This is a genomic window from Vibrio rumoiensis 1S-45, assembly GCF_000286955.2.
Taxonomy (GTDB): Bacteria; Pseudomonadota; Gammaproteobacteria; order Enterobacterales; family Vibrionaceae; genus Vibrio; species Vibrio rumoiensis_A.
In genome coordinates, this window is sequence record NZ_AJYK02000052.1 from 89,112 (window position 1) to 108,235 (window position 19,124).

The window sequence follows — 19,124 nt, forward strand, 5'->3', positions numbered from 1 at the left end:
AGATGATTCAGTTTCAACAAGTGAGTAAAGTATACCGTGGTGGGCATCAAGCTCTACAAAAGGTGAACTTTCAGTTGCATAAAGGTGAGATGGCTTTCTTAGGTGGTCACTCTGGTGCAGGTAAAAGTACCTTATTAAAGCTTATTTGTGCGATAGAACGCCCAAGTGATGGAAAAATCTTATTTAACGATCATGATATTAGTCGGATCAAAAGTGGTGATATTCCTTTCTTGCGTCGTAATATTGGGATCATCTTTCAAGATCATAAATTGCTGATGGACCGTACGGTCTTTGATAACGTTGCTTTACCGATGCGAATTGAAGGTGCATCGGAAAACGAGATCAAGCGTCGCGTTTCCGCAGCATTAGATAAGATTGGTATGTTAGATAAAGCACCTTGCCTACCTAGACAGTTATCCGGTGGTGAGCAACAACGGGTTGGTATCGCTAGAGCGGTAGTGAATCGTCCGCGCTTATTATTGGCCGATGAACCTACGGGTAATTTAGATCATGATTTGTCTCATCAAGTCTTACGCTTACTTGAAGAATTTAACCGTGCTGGAGTGTCGATCATTCTTGCTACCCACGATTTAGAATTGGTGAATAGCCGCCCTCAATATCGTCGTTTTGAGTTAAACCAAGGTTTCTTAAGTGAGGTTGAGCGCTATGGTCAATAAGAAAACCAACGCGGCGAAAAAGCCTAAAGCAAAAGCGTCAGCTCGTCCAAAGTCTGAAGGGTTTATTCGCTCTCATATTAAACAAGCTAAAATTGCGCTGCATAATTTGCTGCAACGCCCCTTAGGCACCATATTGACATTAGCTGTTGTGGCTATGTCATTGGCGCTGCCTGCTACTTTCTATACCGCGGGAAAAAACATCGCGACCGCGGCAGAAGATATGAACAGCGCTTCACAAATGAGTGTTTATTTTAAAGAAGGCACACCAGAAGCACGTTTAATGGTGCTAAAAGATCAATTAGAAAGCTGGCCAGAGGTTCAATCGATTCAATATATTTCATCTCAACAAGGCTTGGATGATTTGAGTCAGTTTGCTGGCCTTGAAAAAGCAATGTCGTTATTAAGCGATACAGCTCTGCCACCAGTGCTGATTGTTTTGCCTAAAAGTGAATTTGAACAAACGGATGCGGCTAAAGCGTTGTCTAAAAAGCTACAAGCTCAAGATGGCGTGACCGATGTTCGTATGGATGAAGATTGGTTTGCTCGATTGGATGCGATTAAACACTTAGCGTATATCGTATCGTGTTCATTTGCCGTGTTAATGTTGGTATCGGTTTTCTTAATTGTGGGTAACACGTTGCGTTTCAACATACTGGCGCATAAAGAAGAGATTCAAGTAATGAAAATGATTGGCGCAACCGATCGTTTTATTCTTCGTCCTTATTTATACACTGGTTTATGGTTAGGATTTTTAGGCGCGTTATTAGCGTGGTTGATGACCATGACCATTACGTTGTTAGTGAGTGGCGCTGTGGACACTTTGGCTAATTTATATGACAGCCATTTTAGTTTACTGAGCTTAGGCTGGGATGAGAGTGTCATTTTATTGATGGTCGGTTCAACCTTAGGTTGGATTGCCGCTAATTTATCAGCAAGAAAACACCTCAAAGAAATTGAACCTGTTTAAATTTTAGGCCTCTAATAGCCAGTTGGTTGGTTTTAGAGGCATAAAATGAAGGTTTACCTACTTATTTGGCCTTTAAAATAGAAAGTGAGTCACAAATCCAACTTGTTGATAGCATTTTAAAAATAGGGGGTCAGCAATCGCTTGCATCCTATTCATTTACTATGAATAATAGTTACCCCCTTGAAGATGGGCTTGTTTAAGTCCAGAATAGGTGGGTTGAAATACAGTAAAATGTCTTTTTAACATGTTTAACTAAAGACGAATGAGGAATTGAATGTCAAACGCATATCCAATGGCTTTAGTCACTGCAGAGAGCTTAGATAGCTACATCCGCACAGCAAACAGCTACCCAATGCTGACTGTTGAAGAAGAACGTGACTTAGCAGAGCGATTACATTACAACGGTGAAATTGAAGCTGCAAAAGGCTTAATTTTGTCGCATCTACGTTTTGTTGTGCATGTTGCTCGTGGTTATTCTGGCTACGGTCTGCCTTTAGCGGATCTCATCCAAGAGGGTAACATTGGCTTAATGAAGGCAGTAAAACGCTTCAATCCTGAAGTGGGTGTTCGCCTTGTGTCATTTGCCGTTCACTGGATTAAAGCCGAAATTCACGAATACGTGCTACGTAACTGGCGTATTGTGAAGATTGCAACCACCAAAGCGCAACGTAAGTTATTCTTTAATTTACGCAAATCAAAGAAGCGTTTAGGTTGGTTCAATAATGGTGAAGTCGAAACGGTTGCAAAAGAACTGGGCGTTTCCACCAAAGAAGTTCGTGAAATGGAATCTCGTTTAGCGGCGCAAGATGCGACGTTTGAAATGCCTTCTGAAGATGATGACTCAGTATCGTCTTACACTGCTCCGGTACTGTATCTTGAAGATAAGCAATCTGATATTGCTGAAACCATTGAAGCGGATAATTGGGAATCGCACACCAATAATCGTTTAGGTCATGCTTTAGCGACGTTAGATGAGCGCAGCCAACATATTGTACGCTCTCGTTGGTTAGATGATCAGAAAGCGACACTTCAAGAGTTAGCCGAAACGTATAATATTTCTGCTGAGCGTATTCGTCAGCTTGAAAAGAATGCGATGAAGAAGTTGAAGCTTGCTGTCGGTGAGTTTTAATCTTCAGATAATTTGCTACTAAAATACGGCAATAAGATCGATTCAAATTTAAAAGCCAAGATCATTTGATCTTGGCTTTTTTTATGGGATCACAGTGGGTGATCACAAGGTTATTTATTATGATCTTAATCTGTGGGTAAATGTGTGGAGAAAGCATGTGCCTATCGTCGGATAGACACACTACATATAGTGTTAGCGGCAATGGATCGATGGGGATAAAAATGAGGTTACACACATTTAGATCAGGATCATTACTACATGTTGTGGATCCAAATTTGAAAAAACACTTTATCAACGTAATCCACAGTTTTATCCACAAATGGTGAAAATTTAGCCATTTGGTTTGACCTTAGTTTCTATCTGTCTTTGTTTATTGTGGGATACGTTATACTGGGCGTGAATTTTGCGACCATAAGTTGAGTAGAAACAACGAAATTTAAGGTCAAGCAATGTTAGTGTATGGATATCAAATAAAGGAAAGAACATGGATCAATTTCAACATATTAGTGTCGAACAGGCTCAACAGATGTTAACCACAGGATCGGCGGTATTATTGGATATCCGAGACCCTCAATCTTTTGCTGTGGCACATGCTGAACAAGCGAAGCATTTAACCAATGACACTATCGTTACTTTGATGGAAGAAGTGGAATTTGATCAACCCGTGTTGGTGATGTGCTATCACGGGATCAGCAGTCAAGGTGCGGCGCAATATTTGGTCAATCAAGGCTATGAAGAAGTGTATAGTGTAGATGGCGGTTTTGAAGCGTGGCAACGCAGCGATTTACCTATGGTGAAAATGGCGTAAAGTCATTATCCCATATAGGTGGATTGAACAATGAGAAAATCTAGGTAGGTACTATGGTTCGGTTAGTGGCTTTAAATAACCCTCGTTTAGCGCAAGCTTTCATTGATTATATGGCTTCTCGTCATATCGATGTTCAAATGCTGCCGGAAGGTGAGGGTCAGTTTGCGCTTTGGTTACAGCAATCGGAGCATCAAGTTGAAGCCGAAGCAGAATTAGCGAGATTTCTTGAAAACCCCAACGACTCTAGGTATCAAGCTGCTTCATGGGAAGTTGCGGGTTCGCGTACTCAAAAGTTTCACTATAATACGCCTAACTTTATGGCGTTGATCAAAGCGAAAGCTGGGCCTTTTACTTTGTTGATCATGCTTGCTTGCACGATTATTTACGCTCTGCAAATGTTTGGCTTTGGGGTGCAAATCTTTCAAGCTCTACACTTTCCTGCTGATCCTCAACAAAAATGGCAATTATGGCGTTGGATTTCGCATGCGTTATTACACTTCTCAATAGCGCATATTGCGTTTAATTTATTGTGGTGGTGGCAATTTGGGGGAGATATCGAGAAAAAACTAGGCTCTGGTAAGTTGCTACAAATTTTCTTGTTATCTGCCGCTTTATCTGGCGCAGCACAATACTGGGTGGAAGGCGCGAACTTTGGTGGCTTATCGGGTGTGGTGTACGCTTTAATGGGCTATTTATGGATTATAGGTTGGCGCAGACCAGATAAGGGATTGTTTATTCCTCGCCCTTTAGTGGTGTTTATGTTGGTGTGGTTAGGCCTTGGTTTCTTACAGCCTTTCATGGCGATTGCGAATTCAGCACATTTGGCCGGTTTAATTGCAGGGTGCGGGCTAGCGGCATTGGAAGGCCGAAGCAAAGCGTAATTCTGTGGCTTAGTTAAGCCTTTCGCGGTGAGTGGATACTCGACACTCTTTTCTCTTGTTACAATGGTGAATTATTGCCATTGATGTTGTAAACGAAAGCATGATGAAACAACGTTATTCCCAACATTTTAATATTTTTACTCGTATCGATTGGCAGCAAGTTCAATCGTTTCGCTTTTCTGACGCTTTTGATCCTGATTGGTTACTTGAGCAAGGCTCTTTGTCGCGCTTATTTTCAAAGCATTGTAATGACTTTGCGGCTCATTTAGTTACCCAACGTATTTTATCACCCGATAAGTTAACGGATTTTCAACGCGCTATGTTGTTTGAGCCTGGCTCTCCTGCACAAGAATGTTTATTGCGAGAGGTGGTATTAACTGCGGATGGTGTTCCATGGTTATTAGGTAGCACGCTGATTCCTCGTTCATCGCTGTCTGATGAGCAGTTTGATTTAACCCAGCAAGGGGAAGTGCCGCTTGGATTAACAGTGTTTCAAGCTGAAAAAGTATCTCGGGATGGTTTGCACTTAGGACAAATTCATTGTGAATTGGGTGACTTGGCTGCACGAAGTTCTCGTTTGTGGATGAACCAAAAGCCAATGCTAGTGGCGGAACTTTTTCTTCCTCCTTCACCTATTTATCGCAAGGAATGAATGCAATGAGTATGACAAAAGCGGCCGCGTATTGGCAGCTCACTCGTATGAATCGTCCAATTGGGTCGTTGTTATTATTATGGCCGACGCTTTGGGCATTGCTGTTAGCTGCCGATGGTATTCCTCAATGGGATGTAACGTTGGTTTTTGTGTTGGGTGTTTTTTCTATGCGTTCAGCAGGATGCGTGATTAATGATTTTGCTGATCGCAAAGTCGATGGTCATGTTAAGCGCACCAAGAATCGCCCATTACCTTCGGGGTTGGTGAGCAGTAAAGAAGCCTTAGTCTTATTTTTTGTTTTAATTTTGGTGTCTTTTTTATTGGTGCTGAGTATGAATACGCTCACTATCCAACTTTCTTTAGTTGGTGGAGTGTTGGCGTTTATTTACCCATTTATGAAGCGTTATACCAATCTTCCGCAATTATTTTTAGGCTTGGCATTTAGTTGGGCAATACCGATGGCGTGGGCAGCTGAAGCGGGATTGCTTCCCAATGAAGTGTGGTTAGTTTTTGTGATTAATCTGCTGTGGACCATTGCCTACGACACGCAATATGCCATGGTCGACAGAGATGATGATTTAAAAATTGGCATTAAATCGACCGCTATTTTATTTGGCCGTTTTGATAAGTTAATTATTGGATTATTGCAATTAGCGAGTTTGTTGTTATTGATGGTACTTGGATCGTGGATGGCATTATCTCAAGCTTATTATTGGGGTATTTTGGCTGCTGCAGCCTTGTTTGTTTATCAACAGCGTTTGATTAAAGATCGTGGCCGAGACGATTGCTTTACCGCTTTTTTAAATAATAATTATGTTGGAATGGTGATTACGATTGGGATATTGATTAGCGTTCTTTGATCTATATTTCTCGATGTAAGGTAGAGAAATAACCCACGTTAAACCATGACAAACGAAAACGCCGCGCCATCTTAGTGATGACGCGGCGTTTTTTGTTATACATCCATCATTAGTTTTTCTTCAAAATACTTTCTTGTAGCGTCAGTTGTATTTCAGGTGAAAGCAGCTCGCCCAATAGGTCGACCAGTACTTGGGTTTTGTAATGTTTATCAGCCGATTCAATGTAACCTTGTAGCTTGAGTGTTTGAAAGAAGGTGGTAAATACACCTTTATCAAAAAACTCTGGTGCATTGATGCCATGCAATCTGCCAAGACGTTGTGCGATGTTCTGGCTTTGTTGCTCTAGCGTGGACTTATCGATATCAGGTATTGCCACCAGCTGCGTTAACGCCACTGCGTAGCGCTGCAAGGTTTCAACAATCGTTCTAGAGAGCAATATGAGTGTTTGTACTTGGCTTGGATTGATAGACAGTTCGTCTTGTTGTTCAATAATCAATTGTTGGCGTATCAGCTCATCGACCAATGAATTTACGTAGTCCTCTAATGCTTCTTGCTCATGATGTAAGAACAATTCTGCTTTTAAGAATGGATAAATTAAGGCGATAGCTTGTTGCAGCTCATTTCTTGAGATGCGTTCTTTTTGTATGACCAAGTGAGCAATTAAAGAAGGCACCGCAAATAAATGGATGATGTTATTACGGTAGTAAGTCATCAGAATAGATTGCTTACGATCAAGTGAAATAATGTCACCTTTCTCATCACCTTCAATGACAAATTTATCCAGTTTTTGCGCATGTTCTACTAATTCAGATGCGGTTGTATTTGGTACGGTACTAGTGTCGCTGTAAGGCACTTGAGTTAACAGTGACAAGTAACAGCTGATTTGTTGCTCTAACTTCTTACGAGAAAGCGCGCGTTGATTAGAGGCCAGTAAAGCAGTTGCACATAATGTAAGTGCATTGGTTGCAGCCGCATCGTTAATACGAGTCATCATTTGGTTGGCGAGTTTAGCCACCACTGGATTCATCCATTGTGGCTTTTGAGCGGGATCGGCACTGTTGTCTTTGCTTGACCAACCTGGCACTTCTTCATTTAAGAATTGGTTTAAATTGATAGGCTCACCAAAGTTCACATAACCTTGTCCAAAGTTACGCAGCTTTCGGATGGTTTTTAACACCATGCCAGCATTTTCTTTTTCTTTGCGTTTACCTGTGAGCTCTTTGGCGTAAGTCGATACTTCCATGACATGCTCATAACCAATATAAACGGGTACTAAAGTCACTGGACGATTGAGTCCACGAAGCATGGTTTGAATTGTCATAGCAAGCATGCCAGTTTTGGCTTGTAGCAAGCGGCCAGTACGTGAGCGACCGCCTTCAGAGAAGAATTCGACCGAATAACCTTTAGTAAATAGTTCTGCTAAATACTCTCGGAAGATCGTTGAATATAGCTTATTGCCTTTAAAGGTGCGTCGGATAAAGAATGCGCCACCACGACGGAAAATTGGCCCCGCGGGGAAAAAGTTCAAGTTCACACCTGCCGCAATATGTGGGGGAACCATACCTTCATGATGCAGCACATAAGACAACAGTAAGTAATCCATATGGCTACGATGACAAGGAACATAAATGATCTCGTGGCCGTCTTGAGCCAGTTTACGTACCGTGGCCATATTATTAATGTTCAAGCCTTGGTAGAGCTTATTCCATAACCAGCCTAAGAAGGTCGCGCCAGTTTTGATTAATGAATAAGAAAAGTCGGCCGCGATTTCATCGAGAATATCTTGGGCTTGCTTTTGGGCTTTCTCAATCGAGATTTTTTTCGATTTGGCTTCGTCTGCAATCGCCTGTTGGATTTCTGGTGACTTGAGTAAACGATTAAAGAGTACTTGGCGTTGAGGCAAACTTGGGCCTGACGCTGCTAGCTTTTGGCGAGAAAAGTGAATACGTGCCACACGTGCAAGTTTGTGGGCAATGGTTTCGTCTACGCCATGGGTGTCAGCCATGTATCGCAGTGAAACCACTGGGCTGAAACGGATCAAGCAGTCACGGCCAGAAGACAGTAACAAGCGTGTTTTTTGACAGGCGCTAATGGCTTCAAGGTACGGCTTTTCTTTGCCTTCTTTATTAGGCTTTCTACCCCATAACACTGAGGTAGGCAGCATTTGAATATCAAGTTCAGAGTCACCTTGGTGTAGCTTGAGCAGTTGAGTAAATAGCTCGACCGATTGTTTAGGCAGCACTTTTTTACTTTGTTTGGTCATGCCTTTTGAGGTGAGAAAAACAAAGCGATCGTATTCTTTACCATTAATGACTAATGGAGTTAGTGGGTCAGGTAACCCAAGTGCTTTGGTTTGGGTTTGCAACGAAATAAGGTCAATATCCGAATTAAATGGCATGGCATACACGATAGGTTTACCCAAATCGAGCTGCAATTCTTCAGTCGGATTAGCTGGAATCGTTTTCCCTTTTACTAAGAAGGAAAGAGGTAGCTTGAGAAATGAACGAGAAATCATTTGTCCATAAGACATAACGTTGTATAGCCTCAAAAATAAAAAATATAGCCGTAGACCTTGCGATCTTCGATCTTAAAAATTGCGCTGCAAGGATATCAGAAACCGAGCAAGACGAAGAGTTTATTCAAACAAAATAGCTCGATTCAATATGAGTTTGCTCTTATCTCGCTCTAAAGTGCTTTTTCTTATGGTTGTTTAAAAAGTGATTCATTTCTCTGGAGTTATTGAAAGTTACTGTATATACTCACAGTCAACTGTATAAAAAGACAGGTGGAATATGAAGCCGTTAACCCCTCGCCAGCAACAGATATTTGAACTAATAAAAGATAAGATTGATGTAACAGGAATGCCACCGACTCGTGCTGAAATTGCTCGTGAGCTGGGGTTTCGTTCGGCAAATGCCGCGGAAGAACACTTAAAAGCGCTTGCGCGTAAAAATGTGATTGAAATTATCCCGGGTGCGTCTCGTGGTATTCGCATTGTGCAAACGGAAGAAGAAATACAAGAAGAGCTTGGTTTGCCTTTGATTGGCCAAGTGGCAGCTGGTGAGCCAATTTTGGCGCAAGAGCACGTTGAAAGCCATTATCAAGTAGATCCAACCATGTTCCGGCCTCAAGCGGATTTCTTATTACGTGTGCAAGGCATGAGTATGAAAGATATCGGTATTATTGATGGTGACTTGCTTGCTGTACATAAAACGCAAGATGTACGTGATGGGCAAGTCGTGGTTGCTCGTGTTGATGATGATGTCACCGTAAAGCGCCTAGAACGCAAAGGCTCAACGGTTTTATTGCATGCCGAGAATGAAGAGTTTAGCCCAATCCAAGTCGATTTAACTCAACAACATCTAACGATTGAAGGAATTGCTGTCGGCATTATCCGTAATAACACTTGGATGTAATTTAATCACTTGGTTAGAGTGATTTATGTTGTAAATCTAATTGATAATCATTACCATCAATTAATCTCAACCATGGAGGTTAATTGATGCCATCTTCACCTTCCACTTCTTCAGCAACACCAACCCAACCATTGCCTTGTACCTATCAAGTACCTGCCGATTTGCTTCAGCCATTATGGTTGCGTAGCCGTGAAAGCCTGATTGATGATGGGTTAGTTTATGATCCTATCGCGGCAAGAGCTTGCCAACGCTGTCATCTGTCGGCTGATTGTTTGGCGGGCGATATCGATCAAAAGCAATTACTCCATGCTACATTAACGCAATTGTGCGACATAGAAGTGAAGCGTTTTTTGACTCGCCATCCTAAAGCATGGGTGATTAATGTTGGAGCAGGACTCGATACTCGTTTTTACCGGCTAGATAATGGGTTGTGTAATTGGGTTGAAGTGGATATTGATGAAACCTTAGTGTGGCGACAAAAACTTTTTCACCACAGCGAACGTTATAAAATGTTATGTGGTTCTGTTCCCGATATGAGCTGGCTATCGCAACTGGATATTCCTGAAGATGTGCCGGTGTTAGTGGTCTGTGAACAAGCCTTACTTATGCAGCGACGAAATCAAGTCGCACATTTTGTGCAAAAAGTTGGTTGTCACTTTTCTCATGCGGAAGCGTGTTTAATACTGGCAGGCGATCGAACTCAATCTTATTGGGGAAAGCGTATGGGGTGCGCGCAATATCAACACGGCTTAAAAGATCCTGCCGCGAGCGTGGTGTCATGGCTTCCGTGGATTCACCGCATTAAGCTGCATTCACCCGTTGAGCATGATTGCAAACGATGGAGTGCTTGGCAGAGAGTCGTGTCAAAGTTGCCTTTTATGAAGCGCCGTTTAACCCCGGTTCTACTGCATGCTCGTTGGTAATCAAGACATAGTTCATTTTCTTAGTTTGATTTCTTCGTTTTCTAAAGCAAGGTAAACTGTCGCTTCATTAAGTGAGGTTTCCGTGATCAAACAACTCCAACATATCTTATCCAAACGCGCGCTGCACCAACAGGTGTTAGTGCTCGCTATCCCTATGGTTCTTTCCAACATTACCGTTCCTCTTTTAGGTCTGGTGGATGCGGCGGTGATCGGTCACTTAGATTATGCTTGGTATTTGGGTGGGGTGGCATTAGGTAGCACCATGATCAGTGTGACCTTTTGGTTGCTAGGCTTTCTGCGTATGGCAACGACTGGCTTAGCCGCTCAAGCGCAAGGTGAAGAAAGCTCGCAAAAACTCGCTCAAGTTTGGCTGCAAGGTATGCTAGTGGCTTGGATTCTTGCCGGTTTATTACTGCTTTTTCACTCTCCAATTGCTGATTTAATATTTTCCGTAAGTAATGCGAGTGAAGAAGTAAAGCACTATGGCATGCAGTATTTTTCCATTCGAGTTTGGAGTGCTCCTGCGGCATTAGCCAACTTTGTGATTTTAGGGTGGCTGCTTGGAACTCAAAATGCCAGAGCTCCGATGTACTTAGTGATCGTGACGAACCTAACCAATATTATTTTAGATATTTTGTTTGTATTGGTGTTTGATTGGAAAGTAGCCGGAGCGGCTTGGGCATCGGTGTTGGCTGATTATACTGGTTTGCTGTTGGGATTATTTTTTGTCATGCGAACGTGGCTCAAGCAGCAATTGCCTAATGTGCTGTCATTACTGCCTTCTGCTACACAAGGTTTAGGCCGCATGTTACGTCTAAATAGTGATATTTTCTTGCGCTCTCTTTGTTTGCAAGCGGTATTTAGCTTTATGACTTTTCAAGGCGCGGCATTAGGTGATGATGTGGTGGCGGCAAATGCGGTACTAATGAGTTTTTTAATGATGGTATCGTATGGCATGGATGGATTTGCTTATGCAATGGAGGCGATGGTAGGAAAAGCGGTTGGTGCGAAGAGCCGAGATCAGCTATTACATTCATTAATTGGCACGTCATTTTGGGGGTTAATTTGTAGCTTGATATTAACTCTTTTGTTTTTGTTATTTGGTCACAACCTGATTCGGTTAATTACGGATATCCCGAATGTACAAGCACAAGCTGATATGTATTTGCCTTGGTTGATTGTGATGCCAATTGTGTCGATGTGGTGTTTTCTTTTGGATGGTATTTTTGTGGGAGCAACCAAAGGTAAGGACATGAGAAATAGCATGTTGATCGCCATGTTGTGTTTCTTTGCTTTGTATTTCAGTTTTTCAGCATGGGGAAATCACGCTTTATGGATGTCGATGGTTTGCTTTATGGGTATGCGCGGAATTGGTTTAGCGATAATTTTCATCACTCAATGGAAAGCTGATCGCTTTGTTGAATCCAGTTAATCTACACTCTAATAATTACTGAATTATTAAATGACAACCAAACAATAGAGATAGAAAAGGAGCCTAAATTCAGCTCCTTTTTTGTTTTTTATGTTGAATCATTTATTTAAATAGTCATTAAAACAGACGATTTAAGCCATTAAGTGCCGCTACTCGGAACGCTTCCGCCATGGTTGGGTAGTTAAAGGTGGTGTTAACAAAATACTCGATGGTATTCGCTTTCCCTTTTTGTTCCATAATGGCTTGGCCGATGTGAATAATTTCAGCCGCTCGCTCACCAAAACAGTGGATCCCTAATATCTGTTTAGTTTCACGGTGGAATAAGATCTTCAAACTGCCAATATCTTTACCTGCGATTTGTGCTCGAGCTAGGTGTTTAAACGAGGCTCGACCAACTTCATAAGGCACTTTTGCTGCGGTTAGTTCTTGCTCTGTTTTGCCCACTGAACTGATTTCTGGAATGGTATAAATACCGGTTGGAATATCATCAATTAAGAAGTTATCGGCTTTTCCTTTGGAAATAGCTTGTGCTACAAATCGACCTTGATCATAGGCAGCACTTGCAAGGCTCGGGTAACCAATCACATCACCTACGGCATATACATGTTCAACGGCAGTTTGGTAATGCTTATTGACCGATAGCTGGCCACGAGAATCAGGGGTTAAACCCGCAGCTTCTAAATTGAGTTTATCAGTATTACCTGTTCGGCCATTGGCATACAGCAGGCAATCGGCTTTCATTTTTTTGCCTGAATCTAAATGGACGATAACCCCGTCATCTGTACCTTCTACTTTTTGATACGTTTCATCATTGCGAATCACGACGCCACTATTCCAAAAGTGATAAGAAAGCGCATCCGATGTTTCATTATCAAGGAAAGCGAGTAGACGATCTCGGGTGTTTATTAGATCGGTTTTAACGCCCAACCCGCGGAAGATAGACGCGTATTCACAACCAATAACACCAGCACCGTATATGATGATGTGTCTTGGGTCGTGCTTAAGGCTTAAAATGGTATCACTGTTATAAATGCGCTCATGATTAAAATCGACGTCATCGGGTTGATATGGGCGAGAGCCGGTCGCGATTACAAATTTGTCGGCGGTGTAATGTTCAAAAGTGCCATCGGTTTGTGCGACGGAAATGCTATTCGTGCCCGTGAATTGAGCGCTACCAAATATTAATGCGCAATCATTACGGTCGTAAAAGCCTTGTCGTAAACGGGTTTGCTTATCGATAACGCTTTTAGCATGGTCGAGAATATCAGAGAAAGAAGCCGTTAAGCTGGTGTTATTTTTGCAAAAAAGTGGGTTACTGTTGAATTCAATAATACGACTTACTGCATGGCGAAGGGCTTTTGAAGGAATCGTGCCCCAGTGAGTGCAACCCCCACCAACGCTGCTTTCTTTTTCAATGATCGCTACATTTAAACCAGCTTTTGCTAGCCCCATTGCTGCGCCTTCACCGCCTGGTCCACTACCAATGACGATGACATCAAAATGTGTCGAATCCTTCATGCTATTCCCTTGTTTTGCCTAATCGTTCATAAGTGCTCAAAAAAGAGAGCGACTTGATGTTATTTAGAAGTAGGATATTAACCTATTCATTTTATGGGTAAATGATCAGCATGACAGACAGTCGTTGTGATCACATAGATCAAATATTCATAAGGAAATTTGCGAGAGGTTGTAAGGAATATTTTACTGCATCAATAGGATAAACCTCCATTTATCGGTATATTAACCGTCTGGTTGATAAGTAGAATTGAATTATGGGTATTCGAGCTCAACAAAAAGAAAAAACACGCCGCTCTTTAATTGATGCTGCTTTCGGGCAACTGAGCGCGGATCGTGGTTTTTCCAATTTAAGTTTACGAGAAGTCTCTCGAGAAGCTGGTATTGCGCCAACTTCATTTTATCGCCATTTTAAAGATATGGATGAATTGGGTTTGGTGATGGTGGACGAAGGTGGTTTATTGTTGCGCCAACTCATGCGGCAAGCTCGCCAACGAATAGTGGCTGAAGGCAGCTTAATTCGCACTTCGGTTCAAACTTTTATGGAATTTATCGAGCAAAGCCCGAATATCTTTCGCTTATTATTGCGCGAACGTTCTGGTACTTCTGCTGAGTTTCGGATGGCGGTAGCTCGTGAAGTTCAGCATTTTGGCGCGGAATTAACTGAATATTTGGTGCATGCAGGAATGAGCCGAGAGCAAGCATCGATTCAGGCTGAAGCCTCGGTTACGATTGTTTTTACCTCGGGTGCAGAGGCCTTGGATTTAGAGCCAGAAGCCAGGGATGCTTTGGCTGAAAGAATGATTCTTCAATTAAGAATGCTGGCGAAAGGCGCGGTGGTTTCGCGTGATGTCACAAAGACAAGGTAATACACGCTCTATGCCGCAGAATTGATCTCTGCGGCTTTTTTGTTGGTATTAAATTTATTTACGATCCAGAAAAACGCCGACTTCCATGTGGTGAGTAAATGGAAATTGATCAAATAACGCAAAGCGAGTGATGTTGTGGGTTTGCGTTAATATCGCTAAGTTATCCTTTAATGTTTCAGGGTTACATGAGATATACATAATGCGCTCATAACCTTGAACCATTTTACATGTCCCTTCGTCCATTCCTGAGCGTGGTGGATCGACAAAAATCGTATTGCAATTGTAGCTGGTTAAGTCGATACCATTATCTTTTAGGCGGCGAAACTCCCGTTTACCTTCCATTGCGTCTGTGAAATCTTCAGCTGACATACGAATGATTTGCACGTTATCAATGTGATTGGCTTTAATATTGTATTGTGCGGAATCAACCGAAGGCTTAGCTAATTCAGTGGCTAACACGCGATCGAAATTTTGCGCTAACGCCAATGAGAAATTACCGTTTCCGCAATAGAGTTCTAATAAATCACCTTGGCTTTCTTGAGTGCAATCGACTGCCCATTCCAGCATTTTTTGCGCTACGATGCCGTTTGGTTGGGTGAAACTATTTTCAACTTGCTGATAAATATATGGCTTACCGTCAACATGCAGTTTCTCAATGACATAATCACGATCCATCACAATTTTCATTTTTCGAGCGCGACCAATCAGATCAAGATTGAAGCCTTCATCATTTAAACGCTGCTTCAAAGCGAGAGCTTCTTTTTTCCATTCTTCATCCAGTTGGCGATGGTAAAGTAAAGAAACTAAAACCTCGCCGCTAAGCGTAGATAAAAAGTCTACTTGGAAAAGCTTATGGCGCAAGCTACGGTTACCTTTCATTGCCTCAAGCAGCATTGGCATGAGGTCATTAATCAAGCGACTCGCGGTAGGGAATTGGTCGACACGATACTTTTCACGAGTTTTCTGATCAAACATGATGTAGTACATGTCTTCCCCTTCATGCCAAACTCGAAACTCAGCACGCATACGGTAATACTGTTCTGGAGATTCAAAGACTTCAATTTCAGGCGTAGTAAATTCACCAAACATTTCATCTAAACGTTGTAGTTTTTCATTCAATTGTTGTGTGTAGAGATTGCTGTCGCCAGTTTGGTTTGACATAAGTTAAGCCTTTTGCTTTGAAACAGAACAGGATTAGAACAAGGAGCGCAGATTTTATCCATCGAGGGCAAGATGTCCAGTTTTGTCGTCAATCTATCTATTTTCATGTATGAATGATAAGAAACTTATTCATTGTTACTAACTATAGGTAGACATCAAAATCATAGCACTTTAGGATGCTTGCAGCTGGTGGCCGTACGCTTTCTAATGTTGAAATGTGCGGCTTAAAAGGGAATTTGGTGTAAATCCAGAACTGACGCGCAGCGGTGAAAAGAACGAAACTTTCCAGTACCTTTTATTTTGGTACTTTGACACTACCTCAAAGGGATGGGGTGGGAAGTCGAAAGGAGTAGGTAACGAAACAACATTCTGTTTTGTTGAGCTTTAAGTCCGAAAACCTGCCAGTGATTCAGAGCAATGGCTCGCAATGTTTCTCGCGTTTTAGGACTAAACAATCATGAAAAAAACAACTTTAGCTGCAGCCATTAGTGCTGTAGTCAGCAGTAGTATTTTACTGCCTTTACATGCTCAAGAATCCACATCTTCACTGCAAACAACGGATGTAATGTTGGTGACGGCCACCAAGCGTACTGATCCGGTGACTAATTTAGTCACACCTATCATCGAAATTACTAAAAAACAAATAGAAGACTCTCAAGCCAATTCGTTAACGGATGTGTTGCAACAGTTACCGGGTGTGCAACTTAGTTCTAATGGTGGCTATAACCAGCCTAGCCGTATTTATGTGCGCGGCAGTAGTGATGTGTTGGTCTTGTTTAATGGTGTACGTTTAGGCAGTGCGACGCTTGGTTATTCTGATGTGAGCCAAGTTCCTTTGGCTGGTATCGAGAAAATTGAATATTTGCGTGGCTCAAGAGCCGCTGTCTATGGTGCTGATGCGAGTGCTGGTGTGATTAACATCATCACGCGTGGTAACAATAAAGAGACGACTGGAAGCGTACAGGCTACTGGTGGTTCAAATGGTTACCAAAGTTATACCGCCAGCGCCGCCATGGTGCCAAGTGATAAATCGTGGGTAAATATTACGGCTCAATACCAAAATTCGGATGGTTATGATGTTGCGACTTTTGGTGATGAAGACCGAGATGGCTTTGAGAATAGCAATTTTGTCGCAGATTGGGGCGTGCAGCTAGATGATAACTGGTTAATTCGTATGAATGGTTATTATCATCAAGGCCAAACGGAGTATGATTATAATCCTGCTTGGGGAATCAGTTCTGATCAAAATAAGACCAATAATTATAGTTTTAATGGACAGGTCATTTATACGACAGAACGTTTTGTTTCGAACTTAACGCTTGGTAATAGCCAAGACAAATCAAAAACCCAGCACAATATACCTTCTTCTCAAACCGTGACTCAAAGAAATCAATTAACTTGGCGAAACAGCTACCAGTTAACCCAAGTTGATAGCCTTGGTTTTGGTGCTGAATATTTGAATGATGATGTGAGTGATTCTGATACGGTATATGAAGTACAAGAACGTGATAATAAAGCAGCTTACTTAACATTAGGGCACGATGGAGATGTCCTTCAGTTAGAAGGTAGTGTTCGTTTTGATGACAATGAGCAGTTTGGTGATAAAACCACGTGGCAATTAGGTGCTGGCTGGCAATTTATTGAAGCGTTGCGTTTAACTACTAATATTGGTACTGGTTTTAAAGCCCCTACTTTTAATCAATTGTACTACCCTGGCTTTTCTAATCCAGATTTACAGCCTGAAGAATCAACCAATTATGAAGTGGCTATTGAAGGTGAGCATAGTTTCATTAACTGGCGTTTGGCTGGTTTTTATAACGACATAGATAATCGCATTAGTTGCCAATCCGCTTTTTCTACCTGCATTAATGACAGTCTTACTATTCAAGGTGTTGAGTGGGTTGGTAATTTCAATACTGGTTTGTTGAGTCATCAAGTTTCTCTGGAATATCTAGACCCAGAAGATAAAGCGACAGGAAAAGATGCCATTCGTATCGCTCGAGAGAACTTTAAGTGGCAAGTTGGCTATCAAGCGGAAGTTTGGCAGGCCAATGTTAGCTATGTATACCAAGGTAAACGTTATGATACGGGTGACGTACGCTTAGATGGTTACAGCTTAGTAAATTTAGCAGCAAGTTATAATTTAACTAATCAGTGGGTTTTATCCGCTCGTATCGATAATTTATTCGATGCTGATTATGAAACTGCAGCAAATTATAACGAACCTGAACGCTCTTATTATGGCTCTATTGCTTACCAATTTTAATATTTAGGTTTGGTTTCTTAATGCAAGCGCTCATCATATTGATGGGCGTTTTTTATTTTGCATGCGCGTAAATAAATCAGTTCGGTTATACTCGTCTGCAGTTGATTTTAAGTTAAGCAAGGTGAAGACGTTGGCCAATATTTTGATTTTTGACTCTGGCGTAGGAGGGCTTTCTGTCTTCCAGAAAATACAAAATCAATTACCCATGTTGAACTACGTGTATTTATTCGATAATGAAGCTTATCCCTATGGCGAATTAAAACCGGAGATATTGATTTCTCGTGTCACCACTTTAGTTTGTTCAATAGTAAAGCGATTAAACATTGATATGGTAGTGATTGCTTGTAACACCGCTAGTACGATTGTACTACCAGCGCTTCGGGATATATTAACTGTACCTGTTGTCGGAGTCGTGCCAGCGATCAAGCCAGCGGCATCGATATCACAAAAAGCGATTGGATTAATTGCCACGCCAGCAACGGTAGAGCGTCAATATACCCATGATTTAATTAAACAATATTCATCCTCTATTCCCGTGAGACTATTGGGAACGACGCGTTTAGTTACAATGGCTGAAGAAAAGCTGCGAGGAAAAGCGGTTGATATTGAAGAGTTAAAAGGTGTGCTGGGACCTTTGATTGATCAGATAGATGTCGCTGTATTAGGTTGTACGCATTTTCCATTGCTACATAATGAGATTCAAACGGTTTTCGGTTCGGATGTTACGTTAGTGGATTCAGGGCTCGCGATTGCCAAAAGAGTGGAGGATTTACTGCAATTAAACAATATTGGTTTTCAAAAGAAGCAAAAGCCTTACGCTATATACAGCAGTGCCACACCTTGGGAAGGCGTGGCACTGAATAATGGATTACAACAGTTTGGGTTTAGTCCAGTTCAGACATTCCGCCTTCAGGATGCTTAGGATCATTAGCAACACGAACTTTTAGAGTTCTTTGCATGTAATCTTTTTCATTTAAAGCTGAAATGACGTTATCAGCATCCGACTCAGCGACAACAACAAAACCAAAGCCACGACGTTTACCTGTTCTTTTGTCCTTCATAAGGCGAACAGCAAACACTTCACCGTGTTCAGAGAAAGCTTGACGTACATTTGACTCATTCGCTTTATATGGAAGATTTCCCACATAAAGAGTTTGAGTCGATGCTTTTTCTGAATTAGAGCTAGATTGTGCTGAAGAAGAAACAGAAAGAATAAGAGTGGTTGCGACAACACCAACTAAAAAGCTAACTACTGGATTTATATCTACAGAGAAAAATAGAGCGGTTCCAAGTACTGCAAGAGCGATGACCATAATGGTCGATTTTTTTGAGTTCATATTTGCATACTACATGTTGAATGAAAGAAAGTAAGAATACATCTATATAAGAATAGACATATTGATCTTACGTTTAATAACCAACATTTACCAACTTATTGCTGTGATACTGCTCAAATGTTGAAATTATAATCACAAAATAGTGATTTGGCTTAATTTTAAGCAGTTGAATTTTTTTTTCAAAAAAGCACTTGCCAATGATTAAATACTCCCTATAATGCGCCCTCACTG

17 protein-coding genes and 1 riboswitch are annotated in these 19,124 nt (G+C 41.6%); of the genes, 13 read left to right on the forward strand and 4 right to left on the reverse strand.

The features are described 5' to 3' along the window. Window positions 1-2: 2 nt before the first annotated feature. The 7 genes from ftsE to ubiA all read left to right on the forward strand — a co-directional run bounded on the left by ftsE (window position 3) and on the right by ubiA (window position 5,974). A complete protein-coding gene (ftsE, locus tag A1QC_RS06815; protein ID WP_017024307.1) occupies window positions 3-677 on the forward strand; it encodes a cell division ATP-binding protein FtsE in 675 nt (224 codons plus the stop codon). After that, window positions 667-1,644 (forward strand): permease-like cell division protein FtsX, encoded by a 978-nt coding sequence (ftsX, locus tag A1QC_RS06820; protein ID WP_017024308.1) that lies wholly within the window; start codon window positions 667-669, stop codon window positions 1,642-1,644. The genes ftsE and ftsX overlap by 11 nt, the downstream gene beginning before the upstream one ends. Before the next feature lie 274 nt (window positions 1,645-1,918). Beyond that, window positions 1,919-2,773, forward strand: a complete 855-nt coding sequence (rpoH, locus tag A1QC_RS06825; protein WP_017024309.1) for an RNA polymerase sigma factor RpoH — start codon at window positions 1,919-1,921, stop codon at window positions 2,771-2,773. Window positions 2,774-3,257: 484 nt separating this feature from the next. Then, window positions 3,258-3,581, forward strand: coding sequence for a thiosulfate sulfurtransferase GlpE (gene glpE / locus A1QC_RS06830; protein WP_017024310.1), 324 nt, complete (start codon window positions 3,258-3,260; stop codon window positions 3,579-3,581). Between the two features lie 53 nt (window positions 3,582-3,634). Further along, complete coding sequence (gene glpG, locus A1QC_RS06835) at window positions 3,635-4,462, forward strand: rhomboid family intramembrane serine protease GlpG (protein ID WP_017024311.1); 828 nt, start codon at window positions 3,635-3,637, stop codon at window positions 4,460-4,462. A gap of 103 nt (window positions 4,463-4,565) precedes the next feature. Then, window positions 4,566-5,114 (forward strand): chorismate lyase, encoded by a 549-nt coding sequence (locus A1QC_RS06840; protein ID WP_017024312.1) that lies wholly within the window; start codon window positions 4,566-4,568, stop codon window positions 5,112-5,114. Between the two features lie 5 nt (window positions 5,115-5,119). After that, window positions 5,120-5,974 (forward strand): 4-hydroxybenzoate octaprenyltransferase, encoded by an 855-nt coding sequence (gene ubiA / locus A1QC_RS06845; protein WP_017024313.1) that lies wholly within the window; start codon window positions 5,120-5,122, stop codon window positions 5,972-5,974. Window positions 5,975-6,083: 109 nt separating this feature from the next. On the opposite strand, the gene plsB is transcribed toward ubiA, so the two are convergent. Next, window positions 6,084-8,504 carry a glycerol-3-phosphate 1-O-acyltransferase PlsB gene (gene plsB / locus A1QC_RS06850; protein ID WP_017024314.1) on the reverse strand — a complete coding sequence of 807 codons (2,421 nt, stop codon included), beginning with the start codon at window positions 8,502-8,504 and terminating at the stop codon, window positions 6,084-6,086. A 262-nt stretch (window positions 8,505-8,766) separates the two neighbouring features. Between plsB and lexA the strand changes: the two genes are divergently transcribed. The 3 genes from lexA to dinF all read left to right on the forward strand — a co-directional run bounded on the left by lexA (window position 8,767) and on the right by dinF (window position 11,745). Then, window positions 8,767-9,390 (forward strand): transcriptional repressor LexA, encoded by a 624-nt coding sequence (gene lexA / locus A1QC_RS06855; protein ID WP_017024315.1) that lies wholly within the window; start codon window positions 8,767-8,769, stop codon window positions 9,388-9,390. An 86-nt stretch (window positions 9,391-9,476) separates the two neighbouring features. After that, the gene (locus A1QC_RS06860) at window positions 9,477-10,313 is read left to right on the forward strand and encodes a class I SAM-dependent methyltransferase (protein ID WP_017024316.1); all 837 of its coding nucleotides are present in this window, start codon (window positions 9,477-9,479) and stop codon (window positions 10,311-10,313) included. Window positions 10,314-10,395: 82 nt separating this feature from the next. Beyond that, window positions 10,396-11,745 (forward strand): MATE family efflux transporter DinF, encoded by a 1,350-nt coding sequence (gene dinF, locus A1QC_RS06865; RefSeq protein ID WP_017024317.1) that lies wholly within the window; start codon window positions 10,396-10,398, stop codon window positions 11,743-11,745. A 117-nt stretch (window positions 11,746-11,862) separates the two neighbouring features. Here dinF and sthA read toward each other — a convergent pair whose 3' ends face one another. Then, window positions 11,863-13,263, reverse strand: a complete 1,401-nt coding sequence (gene sthA, locus A1QC_RS06870; RefSeq protein ID WP_017024318.1) for a Si-specific NAD(P)(+) transhydrogenase — start codon at window positions 13,261-13,263, stop codon at window positions 11,863-11,865. A 254-nt stretch (window positions 13,264-13,517) separates the two neighbouring features. Between sthA and fabR the strand changes: the two genes are divergently transcribed. Continuing rightward, complete coding sequence (gene fabR, locus A1QC_RS06875) at window positions 13,518-14,129, forward strand: HTH-type transcriptional repressor FabR (RefSeq protein ID WP_017024319.1); 612 nt, start codon at window positions 13,518-13,520, stop codon at window positions 14,127-14,129. Window positions 14,130-14,183: 54 nt separating this feature from the next. Here the strand turns inward: fabR and trmA are convergent, their stop codons facing one another. Further along, complete coding sequence (gene trmA / locus A1QC_RS06880) at window positions 14,184-15,290, reverse strand: tRNA (uridine(54)-C5)-methyltransferase TrmA (RefSeq protein WP_017024320.1); 1,107 nt, start codon at window positions 15,288-15,290, stop codon at window positions 14,184-14,186. A 171-nt stretch (window positions 15,291-15,461) separates the two neighbouring features. Continuing rightward, a riboswitch (cobalamin riboswitch) is annotated at window positions 15,462-15,710 on the forward strand. A 37-nt stretch (window positions 15,711-15,747) separates the two neighbouring features. On the opposite strand from trmA, the gene A1QC_RS06885 reads away from it, so the two are divergent. Both A1QC_RS06885 and murI read left to right on the forward strand, forming a co-directional pair. Beyond that, on the forward strand, window positions 15,748-17,556 hold the full coding sequence (locus A1QC_RS06885; protein WP_017024321.1) for a TonB-dependent receptor domain-containing protein: 1,809 nt from the start codon (window positions 15,748-15,750) through the stop codon (window positions 17,554-17,556). Window positions 17,557-17,686: 130 nt separating this feature from the next. After that, window positions 17,687-18,478, forward strand: a complete 792-nt coding sequence (gene murI / locus A1QC_RS06890; protein WP_017024322.1) for a glutamate racemase — start codon at window positions 17,687-17,689, stop codon at window positions 18,476-18,478. On the opposite strand, the gene A1QC_RS06895 is transcribed toward murI, so the two are convergent. After that, window positions 18,441-18,893, reverse strand: coding sequence for an RNA recognition motif domain-containing protein (locus A1QC_RS06895; protein ID WP_017024323.1), 453 nt, complete (start codon window positions 18,891-18,893; stop codon window positions 18,441-18,443). The genes murI and A1QC_RS06895 overlap by 38 nt on opposite strands. Window positions 18,894-19,124 lie beyond the last annotated feature (231 nt).